The organism is Dietzia sp. B44 (genome assembly GCF_014145245.1).
GTDB classification, from domain to species: Bacteria; Actinomycetota; Actinomycetes; order Mycobacteriales; family Mycobacteriaceae; genus Dietzia; species Dietzia natronolimnaea.
The window spans coordinates 1-15,879 of sequence record NZ_JAALEF010000057.1 but is presented as its reverse complement, the minus strand read 5'-3'; the positions used below and the strand labels follow the sequence as shown (position 1 = coordinate 15,879).

At 69.7% G+C, this 15,879-nt stretch carries 14 protein-coding genes; 5 read left to right on the top strand and 9 right to left on the bottom strand.

Annotated elements, in window-relative coordinates; translation table 11 throughout:
• Positions 1–91 precede the first annotated feature (91 nt).
• Both sucD and sucC read right to left on the bottom strand, forming a co-directional pair.
• Positions 92–994 (bottom strand): succinate--CoA ligase subunit alpha, encoded by a 903-nt coding sequence (gene sucD, locus G6017_RS02475; protein WP_182610770.1) that lies wholly within the window; start codon positions 992–994, stop codon positions 92–94.
• A gap of 21 nt (positions 995–1,015) precedes the next feature.
• Positions 1,016–2,182, bottom strand: coding sequence for an ADP-forming succinate--CoA ligase subunit beta (gene sucC, locus G6017_RS02470; protein WP_182615772.1), 1,167 nt, complete (start codon positions 2,180–2,182; stop codon positions 1,016–1,018).
• A gap of 332 nt (positions 2,183–2,514) precedes the next feature.
• On the opposite strand from sucC, the gene G6017_RS02465 reads away from it, so the two are divergent.
• Positions 2,515–3,375 (top strand): M23 family metallopeptidase, encoded by an 861-nt coding sequence (locus G6017_RS02465; RefSeq protein WP_347237931.1) that lies wholly within the window; start codon positions 2,515–2,517, stop codon positions 3,373–3,375.
• Between the two features lie 142 nt (positions 3,376–3,517).
• Here the strand turns inward: G6017_RS02465 and G6017_RS02460 are convergent, their stop codons facing one another.
• Together G6017_RS02460 and G6017_RS02455 are read right to left on the bottom strand one after the other, a co-directional pair.
• Positions 3,518–6,037 (bottom strand): UvrD-helicase domain-containing protein, encoded by a 2,520-nt coding sequence (locus tag G6017_RS02460; protein ID WP_182615770.1) that lies wholly within the window; start codon positions 6,035–6,037, stop codon positions 3,518–3,520.
• A gap of 40 nt (positions 6,038–6,077) precedes the next feature.
• A complete protein-coding gene (locus G6017_RS02455; protein WP_179525864.1) occupies positions 6,078–7,502 on the bottom strand; it encodes an alanine/glycine:cation symporter family protein in 1,425 nt (474 codons plus the stop codon).
• 58 nt (positions 7,503–7,560) lie between these two features.
• On the opposite strand from G6017_RS02455, the gene G6017_RS02450 reads away from it, so the two are divergent.
• Positions 7,561–7,839 (top strand): chorismate mutase, encoded by a 279-nt coding sequence (locus G6017_RS02450; protein ID WP_107746400.1) that lies wholly within the window; start codon positions 7,561–7,563, stop codon positions 7,837–7,839.
• Here G6017_RS02450 and G6017_RS02445 read toward each other — a convergent pair.
• A complete protein-coding gene (locus G6017_RS02445) occupies positions 7,810–8,493 on the bottom strand; it encodes a DUF5701 family protein (protein ID WP_347237930.1) in 684 nt (227 codons plus the stop codon). The two genes, G6017_RS02450 and G6017_RS02445, sit on opposite strands and share 30 nt — an antisense overlap.
• Positions 8,494–8,622: 129 nt before the next feature.
• On the opposite strand from G6017_RS02445, the gene pgi reads away from it, so the two are divergent.
• The 3 genes from pgi (at position 8,623) to G6017_RS02430 (ending at position 12,748) form a co-directional block, all read left to right on the top strand.
• Positions 8,623–10,269, top strand: coding sequence for a glucose-6-phosphate isomerase (pgi, locus tag G6017_RS02440; protein ID WP_182615766.1), 1,647 nt, complete (start codon positions 8,623–8,625; stop codon positions 10,267–10,269).
• Between the two features lie 51 nt (positions 10,270–10,320).
• Positions 10,321–10,914, top strand: a complete 594-nt coding sequence (locus G6017_RS02435; protein ID WP_182615764.1) for a dihydrofolate reductase family protein — start codon at positions 10,321–10,323, stop codon at positions 10,912–10,914.
• A 142-nt stretch (positions 10,915–11,056) separates the two neighbouring features.
• Positions 11,057–12,748: an HNH endonuclease signature motif containing protein gene (locus tag G6017_RS02430; RefSeq protein ID WP_182615762.1), complete on the top strand. Its 1,692-nt coding sequence runs from the start codon at positions 11,057–11,059 to the stop codon at positions 12,746–12,748.
• Between the two features lie 38 nt (positions 12,749–12,786).
• On the opposite strand, the gene G6017_RS02425 is transcribed toward G6017_RS02430, so the two are convergent.
• From G6017_RS02425 to G6017_RS02410, 4 genes are all read right to left on the bottom strand, one after another.
• Positions 12,787–13,542 carry an SDR family oxidoreductase gene (locus tag G6017_RS02425; protein ID WP_179525869.1) on the bottom strand — a complete coding sequence of 252 codons (756 nt, stop codon included), beginning with the start codon at positions 13,540–13,542 and terminating at the stop codon, positions 12,787–12,789.
• Positions 13,539–14,414: a DNA-formamidopyrimidine glycosylase family protein gene (locus G6017_RS02420; RefSeq protein WP_179525870.1), complete on the bottom strand. Its 876-nt coding sequence runs from the start codon at positions 14,412–14,414 to the stop codon at positions 13,539–13,541. Before G6017_RS02420 ends, G6017_RS02425 begins: the two co-directional genes overlap by 4 nt.
• Before the next feature lie 84 nt (positions 14,415–14,498).
• Positions 14,499–15,455, bottom strand: a complete 957-nt coding sequence (locus G6017_RS02415) for a cation diffusion facilitator family transporter (protein WP_182615760.1) — start codon at positions 15,453–15,455, stop codon at positions 14,499–14,501.
• Positions 15,456–15,519: 64 nt separating this feature from the next.
• Positions 15,520–15,879 (bottom strand): hypothetical protein (locus tag G6017_RS02410; protein ID WP_182615759.1); only part of this gene is annotated, 360 nt, incomplete at its 5' end.

Genomic DNA, 15,879 nt, shown 5'->3' with positions numbered 1-15,879 from the left:
CCCCCGGCACGCCGCGACCCCCGCCATCCGGGGATGGGCGGGGGTCGGGGAACGCTCACTCGCGGCGGCCCGGAGGGCTGCCGCGGGCGGATCACATCGCGTCGAGGATCTCCTTGGCGAGCGCCGCGGTCGCGGACGGCGTCTTGCCGACCTTGACACCGGCGGCCTCGAGGGCGTCCTGCTTGGCCTGCGCGGTACCCGCGGAGCCCGACACGATGGCGCCGGCGTGGCCCATGGTCTTGCCCTCGGGAGCCGTGAAGCCCGCCACGTAGCCGACGACCGGCTTGGTGACGTTGGCCTTGATGTAGTCGGCCGCGCGCTCCTCGGCGTCGCCGCCGATCTCGCCGATCATCACGATGACCTTGGTCTCCGGGTCGTTCTCGAAGGCCTCGATGCAGTCGATGTGCGTGGTGCCGATGATCGGGTCGCCGCCGATACCGATGGCGGTCGAGAAGCCGTAGTCGGCCAGCTCGTACATCATCTGGTAGGTCAGGGTGCCCGACTTGGACACGAGTCCGATCGGGCCCTTGCCGGCGATGTTGGCCGGCGTGATGCCGACCAGCGACTCGCCCGGCGTGATGATGCCCGGGCAGTTGGGGCCGATGATGCGGGTCTTGTTGCCCTTGGACACGTTGTAATTCCACGCGTCGGCGGTGTCCAGGACCGGGGCGCCCTCGGTGATGACCACGGCCAGCGGGATCTCCGCGTCGATGGCCTCGATGATGGCGTCCTTGGTGAACGGCGGCGGGACGAAGAGGATCGTCACGTCGGCACCGGTGGCCTCCATGGCCTCGGAGACGCTGCCGAACACGGGGAGCTCGACGTCGTTGCCGTCGGCGTCCTTGTGGGCCACGGTGGTGCCGGCCTTGCGGGCGTTGACGCCACCGACGACCTGGGTCCCGGCCGCGAGCATGCGGGCGGTGTGCTTGGTGCCCTCGCCGCCGGTGATGCCCTGGACGATGACCTTGCTGCCTGAGTTGAGGAAGATCGACATATCTGGTTGTTCCTACTCTTCCTACTTGGAGGCCAGCTCGGCGGCCTTGTCGGCGCCGGAGTCCATGTTGTCGGCCAGGGTCACGAGCGGGTGATTGGCGTCGGCGAGGATCTTGCGACCCTCCTCGACGTTGTTGCCGTCCAGGCGGACGACCAGCGGCTTGTTGGCCTCGTCGCCCAGCATCTCCAGGGCCTTGACGATGCCGTTGGCCACCGCGTCACAGGCGGTGATGCCGCCGAACACGTTGACGAAGACGCTCTTGACCTGCTCGTCGCCGAGGATCACGTCGAGCCCGTTGGCCATGACCTCGGCCGAGGCGCCGCCGCCGATGTCGAGGAAGTTGGCGGGCTTGACGCCCCCGTGGTTCTCGCCGGCGTAGGCGACGACGTCGAGCGTGGACATGACCAGCCCGGCGCCGTTGCCGATGATGCCGACCTGACCGTCGAGCTTGACGTAGTTGAGGTCGTTCTCCGCGGCCTTCTGCTCGAGGGGATCCGTGGTGCCGGCGTCGGCGAAGTCCGCGAACATCTCCTTGTGACGGAACTCGGCGTTCTCGTCCAGGGTGACCTTGCCGTCCAGCGCGAGGATCTCGTCGTTCGGGGTGCGGACGAGCGGGTTGACCTCGACGAGGGTGGCGTCCTCGTTGACGAACACCTCGTACAGCTTGGCGATGGTCACGGCGGCCGCGTCCAGCACCTCCTCGGGGAGGTGGCCGGCGGCCGCGATCTCGCGCGCCTTGGCCACGTCGACACCGACCGTGGGGTCGATGTTGATCCGCGCGAGGCGGTCCGGGGACTCCTCGGCGACCTGCTCGATCTCCACGCCGCCCTCGACCGAACACATGGCGAGGTAGTTGCGGTTGGAACGATCGAGGACGAAGGAGATGTAGTACTCCTCCGCGATGTCGCTGGCCTCGGCCACGAGGAGCTTCTTGACGATGTGGCCCTTGATGTCCAGGCCAAGGATGTCCTCGGCCCGCGCGCGCGCTTCGGTGGCGTCCTCCGCCAGCTTCACGCCGCCGGCCTTGCCACGGCCCCCGACCTTGACCTGCGCCTTGACGACGACAGGCTTGCCGATCTCGGCCGCGACCTTCTCGGCCTCCTCCGCGGTATCCGCGACGCGCCCCGGGGTGGTGGGGACGTCATGCTTCGCGAAAAGAGCCTTTGCCTGGTATTCAAAGAGATCCATCAGCTCACCATCTTGACGTGGGTAGATTCGCCCGGCCCTGTTGAAAGCCGAGTCAACCCTCATCCTAAGCGGCCAGTGTGTCGCCCGTCGCACCCTGGGGGTAGACGTGTGTGTCGGGTCACAGATCACCGGGTGCGCGACGCCCCTCACGCCACCACTCGCGACACGGCACTCAACTCCAAGCCCCTCAATCACTGGAGTCACACCGGTGTGATCCACCCCTCCCCATCGGACGGCCCGTTACCTTGCGGCACCGTTGCCGATCCGTTACTTTGGGGGACGTCTTGATCACGGAAAGATCACAGCACGACCTCAGAGGGGAAACGCCACCGGTGAAGAACGAGTCGCAGCACGTACCACCAGCGACTCCTGTCGTCGTACCCGCCTCCGGAGCACACGGCGGAGGACGTCACCGTCTCCCCGCTCCCCCGCACGCCCTGCGCGGCCGCGCGGCCGTCCTGGCCGTCGCCGCCGGCGCCGCGGTGTCGGCCGCCTCGGCCGGGTCCGTCATGGACTTCGCGGGCACCCACTCCGCCAAGGCCGGCGACATCGCACTCCTCGCCAACGGTGAAGCGGCGCCGGCGACCGGTGCGCCGGACGCGCCGTCGTCCTCCACCCCCGCCACTCCCTCTCTGCCCGAGCCCGTGGTGGTGTCGGTCTCCGACTCCGAGTCCGAGAACGCGCAGTCGGCCATGCTCTACGCCGGCACCGAGATCAACACCCAGCGGGAGATCGCCGAGGAGCAGGCCCGGCGCCCGAAGGTCGCCCTCCCCGCAGTGGGCACCTTCACCTCTGGATTCGGCATGCGCTGGGGTGCGATGCACGCCGGCATCGACATCGCCAACGCCAACGGCACCCCGATCCTCGCAGCCACCGATGGTGTCGTGATCGACTCGGGCCCCGCCCAGGGCTACGGGAACTGGATCCGCATCATGTCCGACGACGGCACGATGACCCTCTACGGCCACATGGAATCCCTCGACGTCCGCGTGGGCGAGCGCGTCTACGCCGGCCAGAAGATCGCAGGCATGGGCAACATGGGCTTCTCGACGGGATCCCACCTGCACTTCGAGGTCCTGCTCAACGGCGGCACCCAGCACGTCGACCCCGTCATCTGGCTGGCCCAGCAGGGCATCCACCTCGCGGGCGCCGGGAGCAGCGAGAGCTCGGGCTTCAGCCCCTTCGGGAGCTGACCTCGACCTGGGCAGTCGTCCACGGTCGAGTCGGCTGATCGCGACGCCTGAGCGCGACGCCTGAGCGCGCGTTCCCGAGCTCGGCCCGGCCCGGTCCCGAACCGACTCCCGGTATCGGGGCGCCCGTACGGACGTCCTCTCCCTAGAGCTTCTGCATCGGGACTCCCCCGATGAGCATCAGGCGCACCTTTCCCGACGCACCGAAGTCGATCGTCGCCGTGGCCCGGGGCCCGCTGCCGTCGCAGCTCAGAACCTTCCCGAGACCGTACTTGTCGTGCGTCACCCGATCTCCGGGCGCCAACTCCAGGGCGGGCGCGGAGGACTTGGCCCGGGGAATCCCGGACGACCGGCCGCCGCCGGAGCCGAATCCACCACCGGAGCCGAACCCACCACCGGAGCCGCCACCGAACCGGCGCCGCGGCGCGTACGAGTCGTCGTCACCGAACCGGCCACCGCCGGCCGGTTCCTCACGCTGCCACTCGATCGCCTCCGACGGGATCTCCTCGAGGAAGCGCGACCCGGGGTTGGTCATGGGCTGGCCCCACGACGAGCGCATCATGGCGCGGGTCAGGTAGAGGCGTTGACGCGCACGGGTGATGCCCACGTACGCCAGCCGCCGCTCCTCGGACAGCTCCGCCGGGTCCCCCAGCGCGCGCATGTGCGGGAACAGTCCGTCCTCCATACCGACGAGGAACACCACCGGGAACTCGAGCCCCTTGGCGGTGTGGAGGGTCATGAGGGTGACCTGGCCCTGGTCCTCGGCGGGAATCTGGTCGGCGTCCGCCACCAGGGAGACCCGCTCGAGAAAGGCCGCGAGCGAACCGGGCTCGGCGATGCCCTCGTCCAGATCGGCATCGTCCAGTGCGGCGTCGGACTGGTCGGCCACCGCTCCCGCGGCGTCCCCGGCGTCCTCGTCCCCGAAACCCTGCTCGCGCGCCGACCGCTGCAGCGCGGCCTCGGAGGAGAACTCCCGCCCCACGCCCACCAACTCGTTGAGGTTGTCCAGGCGCGCCGCGTCCTGCGGGTCGTTGGAGGCCTCCAACTCGGCCCGGTACCCGGTCCGGTCGAGCACGGCCTCCACCAGGGCGCCGACGTCGGGGGCCGAATCCTCGCCGCCGGCATGGTCGGCGCCGCTCATGCGCCCACGGAGCTCGTCGAGGAGAGAGACGAAACCCGCGATCGCCTTGACCGAGCGGGTGGGCAGCAACGCGACCCTGCCCTCGGCCGCGTCCCGCAGGGCCTCACCGAAACCGATGGCCCGCTGCTCGGCATGGACCGCCACGCACGCCTCCGCACGGTCCCCGATACCCCGCCGCGGGGTGTTGAGGATGCGGCGCAGCGCCACCGTGTCGTCCGGGTTGGAGAGCACCTTGAGGTACGCGACGATGTCGCGCACCTCCTTACGCTCGTAGAACCGTGTGCCCCCGACGACCTTGTAGGGCAGGCCCAGGCGGACGAACACGTCCTCGATCACCCGGGAGGAGTTGTTGGTCCGGTAGAACACGGCCACATCGGAGTACCCGGCGTCCCCGGAGTCCACCAGGCGGTCGATCTCCCCGGCGATGAACCGGGCCTCGTCGTGCTCGTTGTCCGCCACGTAACCCACGAGGAGCTCGCCGGTTCCCTCGTCGGTCCAGAGGTTCTTCTCCCGCCGGCCCGGGTTCCGGGAGATCACGGCGTTGGCGGCGGAGAGGATCGTCTGCGTGGAGCGGTAGTTCTGCTCGAGCAGGATCGACCGGGCGTCCGGATAGTCGTGCTCGAAGTCCTCGATGTTGCGGATCGTCGCGCCCCGGAACGCGTAGATGGACTGGTCCGCGTCGCCCACCACGCAGAGCTCCGCCGGTGCCACCCCGGCCGCGGCGTCGTCCCCGGACCCGGCCGCACCGCCGACGAGCGTCCGGACCAGGATGTACTGGGCGTGGTTGGTGTCCTGGTACTCGTCCACCATGACGTGCCGGAACCGGCGCCGGTAGTACGCCGCAACCTCCGGGTGCGACCGCAGCAACCCGACGGTCTCCCCGATCAGGTCGTCGAAGTCGAAGGCGTTGGCCGCCTGCAGCCGCGCCTGGTACTCGGTGAACACCGCCGCCACCGTCTGCGCGGTCCGGTCCGAGTCCTCCAACGCACGGTCCATGGCCTCCGACGGCTCGCGGAGCTCGTTCTTGTGGTTCGAGATGGCCGAGGCGAGCATCCGCGGCGTGAACTTCTTGACCTCGAGGTGCTGCTCCTTGGCGATCATGCCGAGCAGGCGACGGGAATCGTCCGAGTCGTAGATCGTGAAATTGGAGTTGCGCGTGCCCAGCAGCGCGGACTGGGCCCGCAGGATCCGCACACAGATCGAGTGGAACGTGGCCACCCACATCCGTTCGGCATGGGGCCCCACCAGGGCGGACACCCGCTCCCGCATCTCGGCGGCGGCCTTGTTGGTGAACGTGATGGCGAGGATCTGCCCGGGGTGTGCGCCCCCCTCGGCCAGCAGGTACGCGATCCGCCTGGTCAGCACGCTGGTCTTCCCGGAACCCGCGCCGGCCACGATCAACAGCGGACCGCCGCGGTGCGTGACCGCGGCGGCCTGCTGTGGGTTGAGTCCGTCCAGGAGCGGTGAGTGCGGCGAGGTGGGACTGACGGCGGAACGGGCTGGGGCGGGAGCGGAGTGGGTCATCGTGGCGTCCAATCTACCCACCCGGTCCGACACCCTGTTCTCAGCGCGGACGGTCCCCCATGAACTCGTCGACCTGCGCGGCGGTCGCCGTCAGAGTCGGATCGTTGTCCAGGTAGTACCGCGTCTCCCGCACGATGAGGCCGGAGAGGACCAGGAGGCCGATGAGGTTCGGGATGGCCATCAGTCCGTTCATCACGTCCGCGAAGTTCCACACCACCTCGAGTTCGGTGACCGCACCCACGAACACCACACAGGTGAAGACCATCCGGTAGGGGATGACTCCCCCGGCGCCCACGAGCCGCTCGACACACCGCTCGCCGTAGTACGACCAGCCGAGGATCGTCGAGAACGCGAAGAACGCGATCGCCACCGCCACCAGCTTGTCGCCGTACGGCATGGCCTCGGCGAACGCGTCGGCGGTCATGGTCCCGGCCGTGTCGCTGCCCTGCTCCCACACGCCGGAGGTGACGATCACCAGACCGGTGAAGGTGACGACGATGATGGTGTCGATGAACGTCTGGGTCATCGACACCAGGCCCTGGCGGGTCGGGTGGGTGGTCTTGGCCGCCGCGGCCGCGATGGCCGCCGAGCCCATCCCGGACTCGTTGGAGAAGATGCCCCGCGCGACACCCATCTGGATGGCGTACATGATCGCCGCGCCCGCGAAGCCGCCGACCGCGGACGTCCCGGAGAAGGCCTGCGTGAAGATCTGCCCGAAGGCGCCGGGGATCGCGTCGGCGTTGAGCACCAGGACGACCATCCCGCCGAGCAGGTACAGCACGATCATCAGAGGCACGAACCCGGCCGTGACCCGGCCGATGGCCTTGATGCCACCGAGCAGGACCGCACCGGTGAGGACGAACAGGATGACGCCTGAGGCGACCACCGGGACGCCGAAGGAGTTGTCGAGCTGGGCCGCCACCGCGTTGCCCTGCGTCATGTTGCCGATGCCGAAGCTGGCCAGGACGGCGAACACCGCGAACACGATCGACAGGACCAGCCCCACCCGGCCGCCGGTCTTCCCGAACAGCTCGGCGAACCCCCGGTGGAGGTAGTATTGCGGACCACCGGACTGCTCGCCGCGGGCGTCGGTGACGCGGTACCGCACACCCAGGAAGGCCTCCGAGTACTTGGAGGCCATCCCCACGAGGGCGGTGACCCACATCCAGAAGAGCGCGCCCGGCCCTCCCAGTGAGATCGCCGTCGCCACGCCGACGATGTTGCCCACGCCGACGGTCGCGGCGAGCGCGGTGGTCAACGCCTGGTACTGGGTGATGTCACCCGCCCCGCCGTCGTCCCTCCGCCGCACCAGCCCGAGATGGAGCGCGGGCCCCAGCTTGCGGAACTGCAGTGCCCTCAACCGGATCGTGAGGAATAGGCCCGTGCCGAGGAGCAGCGGGATGAGGACGAAGGGTCCCCAGATCACGGAACCGATGTCCGCGAGAGTCGAGTTCAAGTTCTCCACGGGCGGAAACACTAGACGGTCCCGCGGCCTCCGCGGAAGCAAGTGGGATAATCGCGGCATGAACACCGACCCCGCCGGCACGGACGATCCGCTGTCCGAGGCCCAGATCCAGGAACTCCGACTGGAGATCGACCGGTTGGACGCCGAGATCCTGGACGCGATAGTCCGTCGCAGCGAGATCTCCAAGCGCATCGGTCGCACGCGGATGCAGTCCGGCGGCACCAAGCTCGTCCACACCCGCGAGCTCAAGGTCTACGAGCGCTTCTCCTCACTCGGGCAGGAGGGGCAGACCCTCGCGGGGATGCTCCTACGTCTCGGTCGCGGGCGACTGGGCTGAGTCCCGGCCGACCCGACCGGCCGTGGAGGCGAACCCCAACCACGTGTGGTGGTTGTTCGCCCAGCACCAGCCCACCTTCGGCGCGCCCTTGTTCTCCCGGCCGTCGCGGCCGGTCCCCCCGCTGATCCACAGCGCCGGCGTCCGGGCATCCAGCGCTCCGTCCGCCTTGCGCTTCCGCGATCCGATGCACATGAAGCACCTGCCGGGCTCGAGCATCTCCGGCTGCTGGAGCAGCCAGCTCACCCCCTCGGAGATGGTCAGCGGAGAGCGCCCCCGACGGGCCAACTCGGCGTGCGCGTCCGTCGGGGTCCAGCCCAGCATGTCGTCGTCGCGTGTCACGTCCCTGACCAGATAGAGCGGGGCGTCCGGAACCCGGACGTCGTCGGTGGGTGTGAACTCGGCCAGGTCGGACATGTCGACGACGACGAAGCCCGCCCTCCCACCACGGCGCAGCAGGGTCGCCAGTCGGGCGGTGGACACGAACGACGGGTGGACGGCCAGCACCGGCCGACCGGGCCCCGGGGCGGCGGCACGAGCTGCGTCTTCGAGAGCTGCGTCTTCAAGAGCTGCGGCGTGCTCCCGCAGCCGCCCGGCGGTGATCCCGCCGAGCTCGGGCACGCCCAGTTCGACGAGCCGATCGGCCTGGGCTGACACGGAGGGGTGGTCCGGAGGAGTCATGGGGGTCACGTGTCTGGAACGGGCGGCGGGGCCCCCGTATTCCCGACTAACCTCGCTGTCAGACGGCGGGCGATCCCCGGGCGGCAACACTGGGCAGGAGCGGCAATGACGGACATCAGCACGACACCACAGTGGTCGGCGATCGAGGATCTCGTACCGGCGATCGGCGAGGTGACCCTCCGTGAGCTGTTCGCCGCCGATCCGGAACGGGGTCGCCGCATGGCGGTCACCGCGGGCGATCTGCACGTCGACCTGTCCAAGCACCTGGTCACCGACGAGGTCCTGAGCGCTCTGACCGAGCTGGCCCACGCCGCACGGCTGCCGGCCCAGCGGGCCGCGATGTTCCGGGGCGACCGCATCAACACCACCGAGGACCGATCGGTCCTCCACACCGCGCTCCGTCTCCCGGCCGAGGCCGACCTCGTCGTCGACGGGCGTGACGTCGTGGCCGACGTCCACGGGGTCCTCACCCGGATGGCCGACTTCGCCGACCGCGTCCGGTCCGGCGGATGGACCGGGCACACGGGCGCGCGGATCGACACCGTGGTCAACATCGGCATCGGCGGCTCCGACCTCGGGCCCGTGATGGTCGACAAGGCCCTGCACCACCTGCAGAACGCGGGCATCAGCGCACGCTACGTCTCCAACGTGGACCCCGCCGACCTCTCGGCCGTGCTCGCCGAGGTCGACCCCGCGACCACGCTGGTGGTGGTCGCCTCCAAGACCTTCACCACGCAGGAGACCATGGCCAACGCCCACGCGGCGCGTCGGCACTTCGTCGAGGCCCTCGGATCGGAGGAGGCGATCGCCTCCCACTTCGTGGCGGTGTCGACGGCCACCGAGGAGGTGGCCGACTTCGGGATCGCCGCGGACAACATGTTCGAGTTCTGGGACTGGGTCGGGGGCCGGTACTCGGTGTCGTCGGCGATCGGCCTCTCGGTGATGATCACGGTGGGCCCGCCCGCGTTCGTCGAGCTGCTCGAGGGCTTCCACGCCATGGACCTGCACTTCGCGACCGAGGCGCCCGAGCACAACGCGCCGGTCCTCATGGCCCTGCTCGGCATCTGGTACACCTGCTTCCTCGGGGCCCAGTCCAAGGCCGTGATCCCCTACGCCCAGGGCCTCCTGCGATTTCCCGCCTACCTCCAGCAACTGACCATGGAGTCCCTCGGCAAGTCGGTCCGACTCGACGGCTCCGACGTCTCCTACCCCACCGGCGAGGTCTACTGGGGCGAGCCCGGCACCAACGGCCAGCACGCCTTCTTCCAGCTCCTGCACCAGGGCACCCAGCTCGTCCCGGTGGACTTCATCGGGGTCGCCCGTCCGGTCTCGGACCTGCCCACCGCCGACGGCGCCGGATCGATGCACGACATGCTCGTGGCCAACCTGTTCGCCCAGTCCCGGGTGCTGGCGTTCGGCAAGACGGAGGACGAGGTGCTCGCCGAGGGCGTGGACCCCGCGATCGCGCCGCACAAGGTGATGCCCGGCAACCGGCCGTCCACCACGATCCTCGCGCCGTCGCTCTCGCCCGGAGTGCTCGGGCAGCTCATCGCGCTCTACGAACACGTGGTGTTCGTCCAGGCCGCCGTGTTGGGTATCAATGCGTTCGATCAGTGGGGGGTCGAGCTGGGCAAGGCCCAGGCCGGCGAGCTCCTGACCGCCCTGACCGCGGAGAAGCACCCCGGGGAGGGCTTCGACTCCTCGACGGATGCTCTCGTCGAGATCTACCGCGAGGCACGCGGCCGCCGCTGAGACGGAATAGTTCGGCCCGGGAGTGTCGTAGTCAGGTGCGAGCATGGTCGTATGAGCACTGTCTACTGCACCGCCACGAGTCTGGACGGGTACATCGCCGACGACGAGGAGAGCCTGTCCTGGCTCTTCGCGACCTCCGGGGAGGCCGAACCCGCGGGGTACACACCGACAGAGTTGGACCCCGCCCTCCCCGACCTCCACTTCGACCGCTTCTACTCCGGCGTCGGGTCGATCGTCTGCGGCGTCAACACCTTCGAATGGGTGCGCCGCGACCTGACGAAGGACGGCCAGCCGTTCGCCTGGCCGTACACCGTGCCGAGCTGGGTCGTCACCCACCGCGATCTCGATCCCGTCGACGGCGTCGAGTTCTTCGCCGGTGACGTCGGCGACCTGCACCCTCTCCTGGTCGACGCCGCCGACGGCGGGGACGTGTGGATCGTCGGGGGTGGTGACCTCGCAGGTCAGTTCGCCGACCGGGGACTGCTGGACCGGGTCTGGATCCACCAGTGTCCGGTCGTCCTCGGTTCCGGGCGCCCCCTGTTGCCCCGCCGACTCCGACTCCACCGCCAGAAGCTCGAGACGCACGGCCAGTTCACCGCGATGCTCTTCGACGTGGTGGGCCCGGAGCCCCGGATCACGCCCTGACCGGTGAGTAGCCCGGCGATTTCCTCCGCTGCAGTCCCGGACGGAAAGCCCGCGGCAGACCCTTGCACGTTCGAACGTGTGTGCGTAGACTAGAACCTACATTCGATACGGTGACGGTGGCGGAAGGCTTCGGAGGTGTGGCATGGACGTCGGCAACGGCCCCTCCTCCGACAGTTCCTCCGCTGTTGATCCGTTGACCGGGCTGACCGCCTCGGCTCGTGCCGGATGGGCGGCCGAGAATCGCGCCTCCGCCCAGCGGCTGTCGGCCTGCTACGACCTCCTGCTGGAATGCCAGCGCCGCGACGACTCAGGCACCGGCTCTGATTCCCCGCCCGGCCACGCGGTGGTGGACCCGTTCGTGGTGGCAACCGGATACGTGGTGGCGGCGATGGCCGTCTCCGCCCTGAGAGCCGAATCGATGATCTCGTTCGCCGCGGACCTGCACCAGCGCTACCCCGCCGTTCTCGCCGCCCTGGCGGCGGGACGCCTCGACCAGCGCGCCGCCGAACTGCTGGCCCGCCAGATGGCGACCGTCGACCCCGAGGTGCTTCCGCAGGTGCAACAGGACGTCGTCGACGACTACCTGGCCGCGACGGAGGCCGGCGAACGCCTCGGTCGGCACGCGGTACGCGATGCGGTGGACGCGATCATCACCCGCTACGACGCCGAGGGAATCCGTCGGCGCAAGGAGGACGCCAGCCGTGCGCGCGGTGTGCGCATCAACAAGGGCGCTGACGGCATGTCCACCGTGTCGGCCATTCTGGCCACCGAGGAGGCCGCCGTCCTTGCCGAGGCGATCGATCAGCGCGCTGCCGAACACGCCGCCGCCGAGGCCGAGGCTGCCGCGGCGAGCGCAGCCGCCGCTGAAGCCGCCGGCGAATCGGGCTCGGCCCCGGCCCCGGACCCGGACTATCACTACTCCAAGGCCGAACGCCGCGCCGATGCCCTGCTGTCCCTGGTGTGCGGCGACAGCCTGCACCCTGGCAGCAAAGGTGAACCCACTGCGCCGTTGCGGCCCAAGGTCACCGTGATCGCCCCCGGCAACGCCGCTGCGGGTAGCAACGGTGCGGGTAGCAACGGTGCAGGCAACACCGGTGCCCACGACGACGACGGGGTGCGGGTGGAGTTCACCCGCACCGGCGAGGCGGCGCTGCAGGCTCTGCTGGACATGCTGGTCACGAGCGACGGGGCCAGCTTCGAGAAGGTCGACCCCCGTATCGGCGCCGCCGACGACGCCCGCCGCGCCCTGACGTACCGGCCGGGTGCCGAGTTGGCCCGCCGCATCAGGCTGCGCGACGGTACCTGCCGCCATCCCGGTTGTGCGGTTCCGGCCGATGACTGCGACATCGATCATGTCCGCCCCTTCGACCACGCCGACCCCGCCCGGGGTGGACCCACCGAAGAGTGCAACCTGATGTGTCTGTGTCGGCGCCATCACCGGTTCAAGACGTTCTCCGACTGGATCTACGACCTGGCGCCCGATGGCACCCTCACCGTCATCACACCGGACGGGGCGACCATGACGACCCGACCATCCGGGCCGCTCGGGGTCTACCGCCGCGAGCACGCCCGCAATGAATCCCGCGCCTGGGACAGACAACAACAGCGCAACCCGGACCCGACCATCACAGGAGGGGAGACGCGCCCGGAGCCCACCTACTGGACTCGCCGTGCGGCCCGCCTGAGCGCCGAGCGTGCCCGCGCAACCGGCCCGGTCGACACCCGGCCCGGCGGCCAGAGCCGCTGGTGGAAGCGCAACGCGCCGGTCTTCAGCACGGTCGAGCTCGAGGTCCAGGCGCTACTCGACGACATCCTCAACCCACCCCCCTTCTGACCCGTCGCCTCTCCGGCGTGGGCGGGCGGGAGAACCCGTCAAACGAACCTGCGGCTGACCTTCTCCGGCAGAAGCGTCAGCAGTGGGCCGATCGCCTTCCAGGGCTTGGCCGGGACGAGCGCACGAGTGGGCTCGGCGTCAATCGTCCTGACCAGCGCGTCGACGCCCTCGTCGAATTCGGTCATCAGCGAGGTCTTGACCGACCGGTTGATGTCGGTGCGGATGTACCCGGGAAGGATGTCAGTGACCTTGATGCGGCTGCCGGCGCTGTCGAGCTCGGCGTGCAGACCCTGCGCCAGCGAGGAGACGAACGCCTTGGTGGCGCCGTACGTGTTCTGGGCCTTGGGCATGCCGCGCAGCGAGCTCACGGACGAGATGAACACCAGGTGCCCCTCGCCCCGTGCGTGCATCAGCTCCATCGCGGCCTCGGCCTGGTTGAGGGTGCCGATCACGTTGACCATGGCCGTCTCCCGGTTGGCGTGCGCCTTCCCCGTACCGATGGACGCCCCCTTGCCCAGTCCTGCGTTGAGGACGAAGCGGTCGATCCCGCCGAGCTCCGCGTCGAGCTCGCCGAACACCCTCTCCACCGCGTCGCCGTCGGCCACGTCGAGCTCGCGGACCGCCACCGTGATCGACGGGTTGGCCGCCAGCAACTCGGCGCGGAGTTCCTGGAGCCGGTCGAGACGCCGGGCGCACAGCGCCAGATTCCTGCCCTGTGCGGCCCAGCGACGGGCCATGCCCTCGCCGAGACCCGCGCTGGCGCCGGTGATCAGGATCGTGTTGCGGTCGGTCACAGCTTCTCCTCCGTTGGCGATGGCCCCAGTGTGGCACGCGCCGGCTGACACGACGGGCAGCGGTAGGCGATGCGATCGAGTGAATCGCTCGGCTCGTCCGGGTCGGCGAGACCACCCAGTCGGAACGTCTCCACCTCGGTCCCGCACCTGCGGCACGGCTTGCCGTCCCGCCCGTACACCCACAACTCCCGCCCGCGTCGCGTGTCCCCGGTGGTCACCCGGACCGCGCGATCGGCGTTGGCGAGGAGCATCCGCCGGGCGAGCACGACCACGGCGCGCAGATCAGGCACCGACTCCACCGGCTCCCGCGGGTCGAGGCCCCGCAGGAAACACAGTTCGGCGCGGTACACGGTGCCGATGCCGGCGAGATTGCGCTGGTCCAACAGTGCCTCCCCGATCGTCCGGGACGGCCGCTCGCCGATCCGCCGGAGCACCTCCGCGACGCTGGCGTCCGGGTCCCAGTCCCGCCCCAGCAGGTCGGGACCGAGATGCTCGACCGCCCTGTCGGCCTCGGCGGGATCCAGCGCGCGCAGCAACCCGAGCTCGGTGCCCACCACCTCGACGTCGTCGGCGCGCAGGAGCATCCGGACGGTGTACGCGGGGAACCGCCACCGCTCCCCCGCCTTGTGGATGTGGATGCGGCCTTCCATCTTCAGGTGGATATGGAGGGTGACCGGGTCCCGACCCTGCGCGTCGGGGCCGACGACGACGAAGAGGTGCTTCCCCCGGGACCGGGCGGCCACCACGGTCCTGCCCCGCAGATCCACGGCCGCGAATCTGGGAACCCTGAGCTCGGTCCTGTCCAGGGTCCGCCCGGCCAGCGCACGGTGGACCTTCGCGGCCGCCCTGTAGACGGAATCGCCCTCCGGCACCGTTGACTCCTCTGCCCGCTGTCCGATCTACCGCTCTCCGAGTGTGCGCACCATGGTGCCCTGAACCGCCCCGGGCTGCCGGGTTCACCATCCCGGTTGTCGACACTCCACGACGCCGACGGTCTCGAGCTGCACTGTCGCATGCTCGATGCCGTGGCCCTCCCGCAGGACGCGTCGCACCTCGTCGAGGACTCCGGAGTGGGGCACTCCGGGGGCGGTCACGAGGTGGACGGTCCCCACGTCCATCCCCGAGGTCAGCGTCCACAGATGCAGGTCGTGCACCTCCTCGACGCCGCGTACCGACGCGAGTTCGGACTCCACCGCTGCGGGGTCGACCCCGGCGGGCGCGTGCTGGGCGAGCACCGTGACGACCTGTCTACCGAGCATGACCGCGCGGACGACGATGAACACGGCGATCGCCACGGCCACCACGAGGTCCCACACCGTCGAACCCGTCGCGCGGATGAGCAGTGCGGCCGCGATCACCCCCACCGATCCGGCCGCGTCGGCCATCACCTCGAGATACGCCCCCCGCACCGCGAGACTCTCGGAGGATCCACTGCGCAGAAGGAGCAGCGAGATGATGTTGACGACCAACCCCAGTCCGCCGACGAGCAACATGGTTCCGGTGGCGACGGGGGCGTCCGACCCGAGCCGCCTGAACGCCTCGACAAGCACGTAGACGCCCATGCCGGACATGATGAGCACCGCCAGACCGGAGGCGAAGATCTCCACGCGATAATGGCCGAACGTGCGTCTCCCGGAACGGTCCGGCCGTGACGCGATCACCGTCGCCGCGAGCGCCGCGCCCAGCGCCACCACGTCCGCCGCCATGTGGCCGGCGTCGGAGAGCAGGGCCAGGGAGCCGGAGATGAGGCCCGCGACCAGCTCGACCACGAAGAACACCACGGTCAGAACGAAGGCGCACGCCAGTCTGATCCGATACCGCGCGCCGGCGTGACCGGTCGGTCGGGCGTGGCCGGAGCTGTGCGCGTGACCGGAACTGTGCGCGTGGCTCCCGTGTGCGTGCCCGACCCCCATGCGATTCACCCTCCCGCTAACATATGCATTGATGCGCATATCCTAACGCTTTGGGGCGGTTCGCTCAACGCCGGATGCGCAACCCCTTGGGCGTGACGCCGAACCCTGCGTTCTCGAAGGCGGCCGCGACGGGCGAGGTGTGGACGGGTTCGCCGGCGATGGTGGTGACGGTGAGCGGGCCGACGGCACCTGATCGCACGACTGCGGCCAGCGCGGACGCGGCGAGCGGCACGGCCTCGGCCCGGTCGTCCAGCACGAGGACGGTCCGGCCGCCGCGTTCGACGAACAGGACACACAGCCCGTCGACCAGCACGACGAGCGCACCGGCCTTCCTGCCGGGACGGTGCCCAGATCCGCCCTCCGCAGAAGGTGGCCAGGGCAGCGCGGCGCCGTACGGGTTGGCCGGGTCCGTGGCGGCGAGGAA

What these genes read in the sequence shown, in the direction of transcription:
- sucD (WP_182610770.1), bottom strand. Translation starts at nt 994, where the DNA reads ATGTCGATCTTCCTCAACTCAGGCAGCAAGGTCATCGTCCAGGGCATC.
- sucC (WP_182615772.1), bottom strand. Translation starts at nt 2,182, where the DNA reads ATGGATCTCTTTGAATACCAGGCAAAGGCTCTTTTCGCGAAGCATGAC.
- G6017_RS02460 (WP_182615770.1), bottom strand. Translation starts at nt 6,037, where the DNA reads ATGACCCACTCCGCTCCCGCCCCAGCCCGTTCCGCCGTCAGTCCCACC.
- G6017_RS02450 (WP_107746400.1), top strand. Translation starts at nt 7,561, where the DNA reads ATGAACACCGACCCCGCCGGCACGGACGATCCGCTGTCCGAGGCCCAG.
- pgi (WP_182615766.1), top strand. Translation starts at nt 8,623, where the DNA reads ATGACGGACATCAGCACGACACCACAGTGGTCGGCGATCGAGGATCTC.
- G6017_RS02435 (WP_182615764.1), top strand. Translation starts at nt 10,321, where the DNA reads ATGAGCACTGTCTACTGCACCGCCACGAGTCTGGACGGGTACATCGCC.
- G6017_RS02430 (WP_182615762.1), top strand. Translation starts at nt 11,057, where the DNA reads ATGGACGTCGGCAACGGCCCCTCCTCCGACAGTTCCTCCGCTGTTGAT.
- G6017_RS02415 (WP_182615760.1), bottom strand. Translation starts at nt 15,455, where the DNA reads ATGGGGGTCGGGCACGCACACGGGAGCCACGCGCACAGTTCCGGTCAC.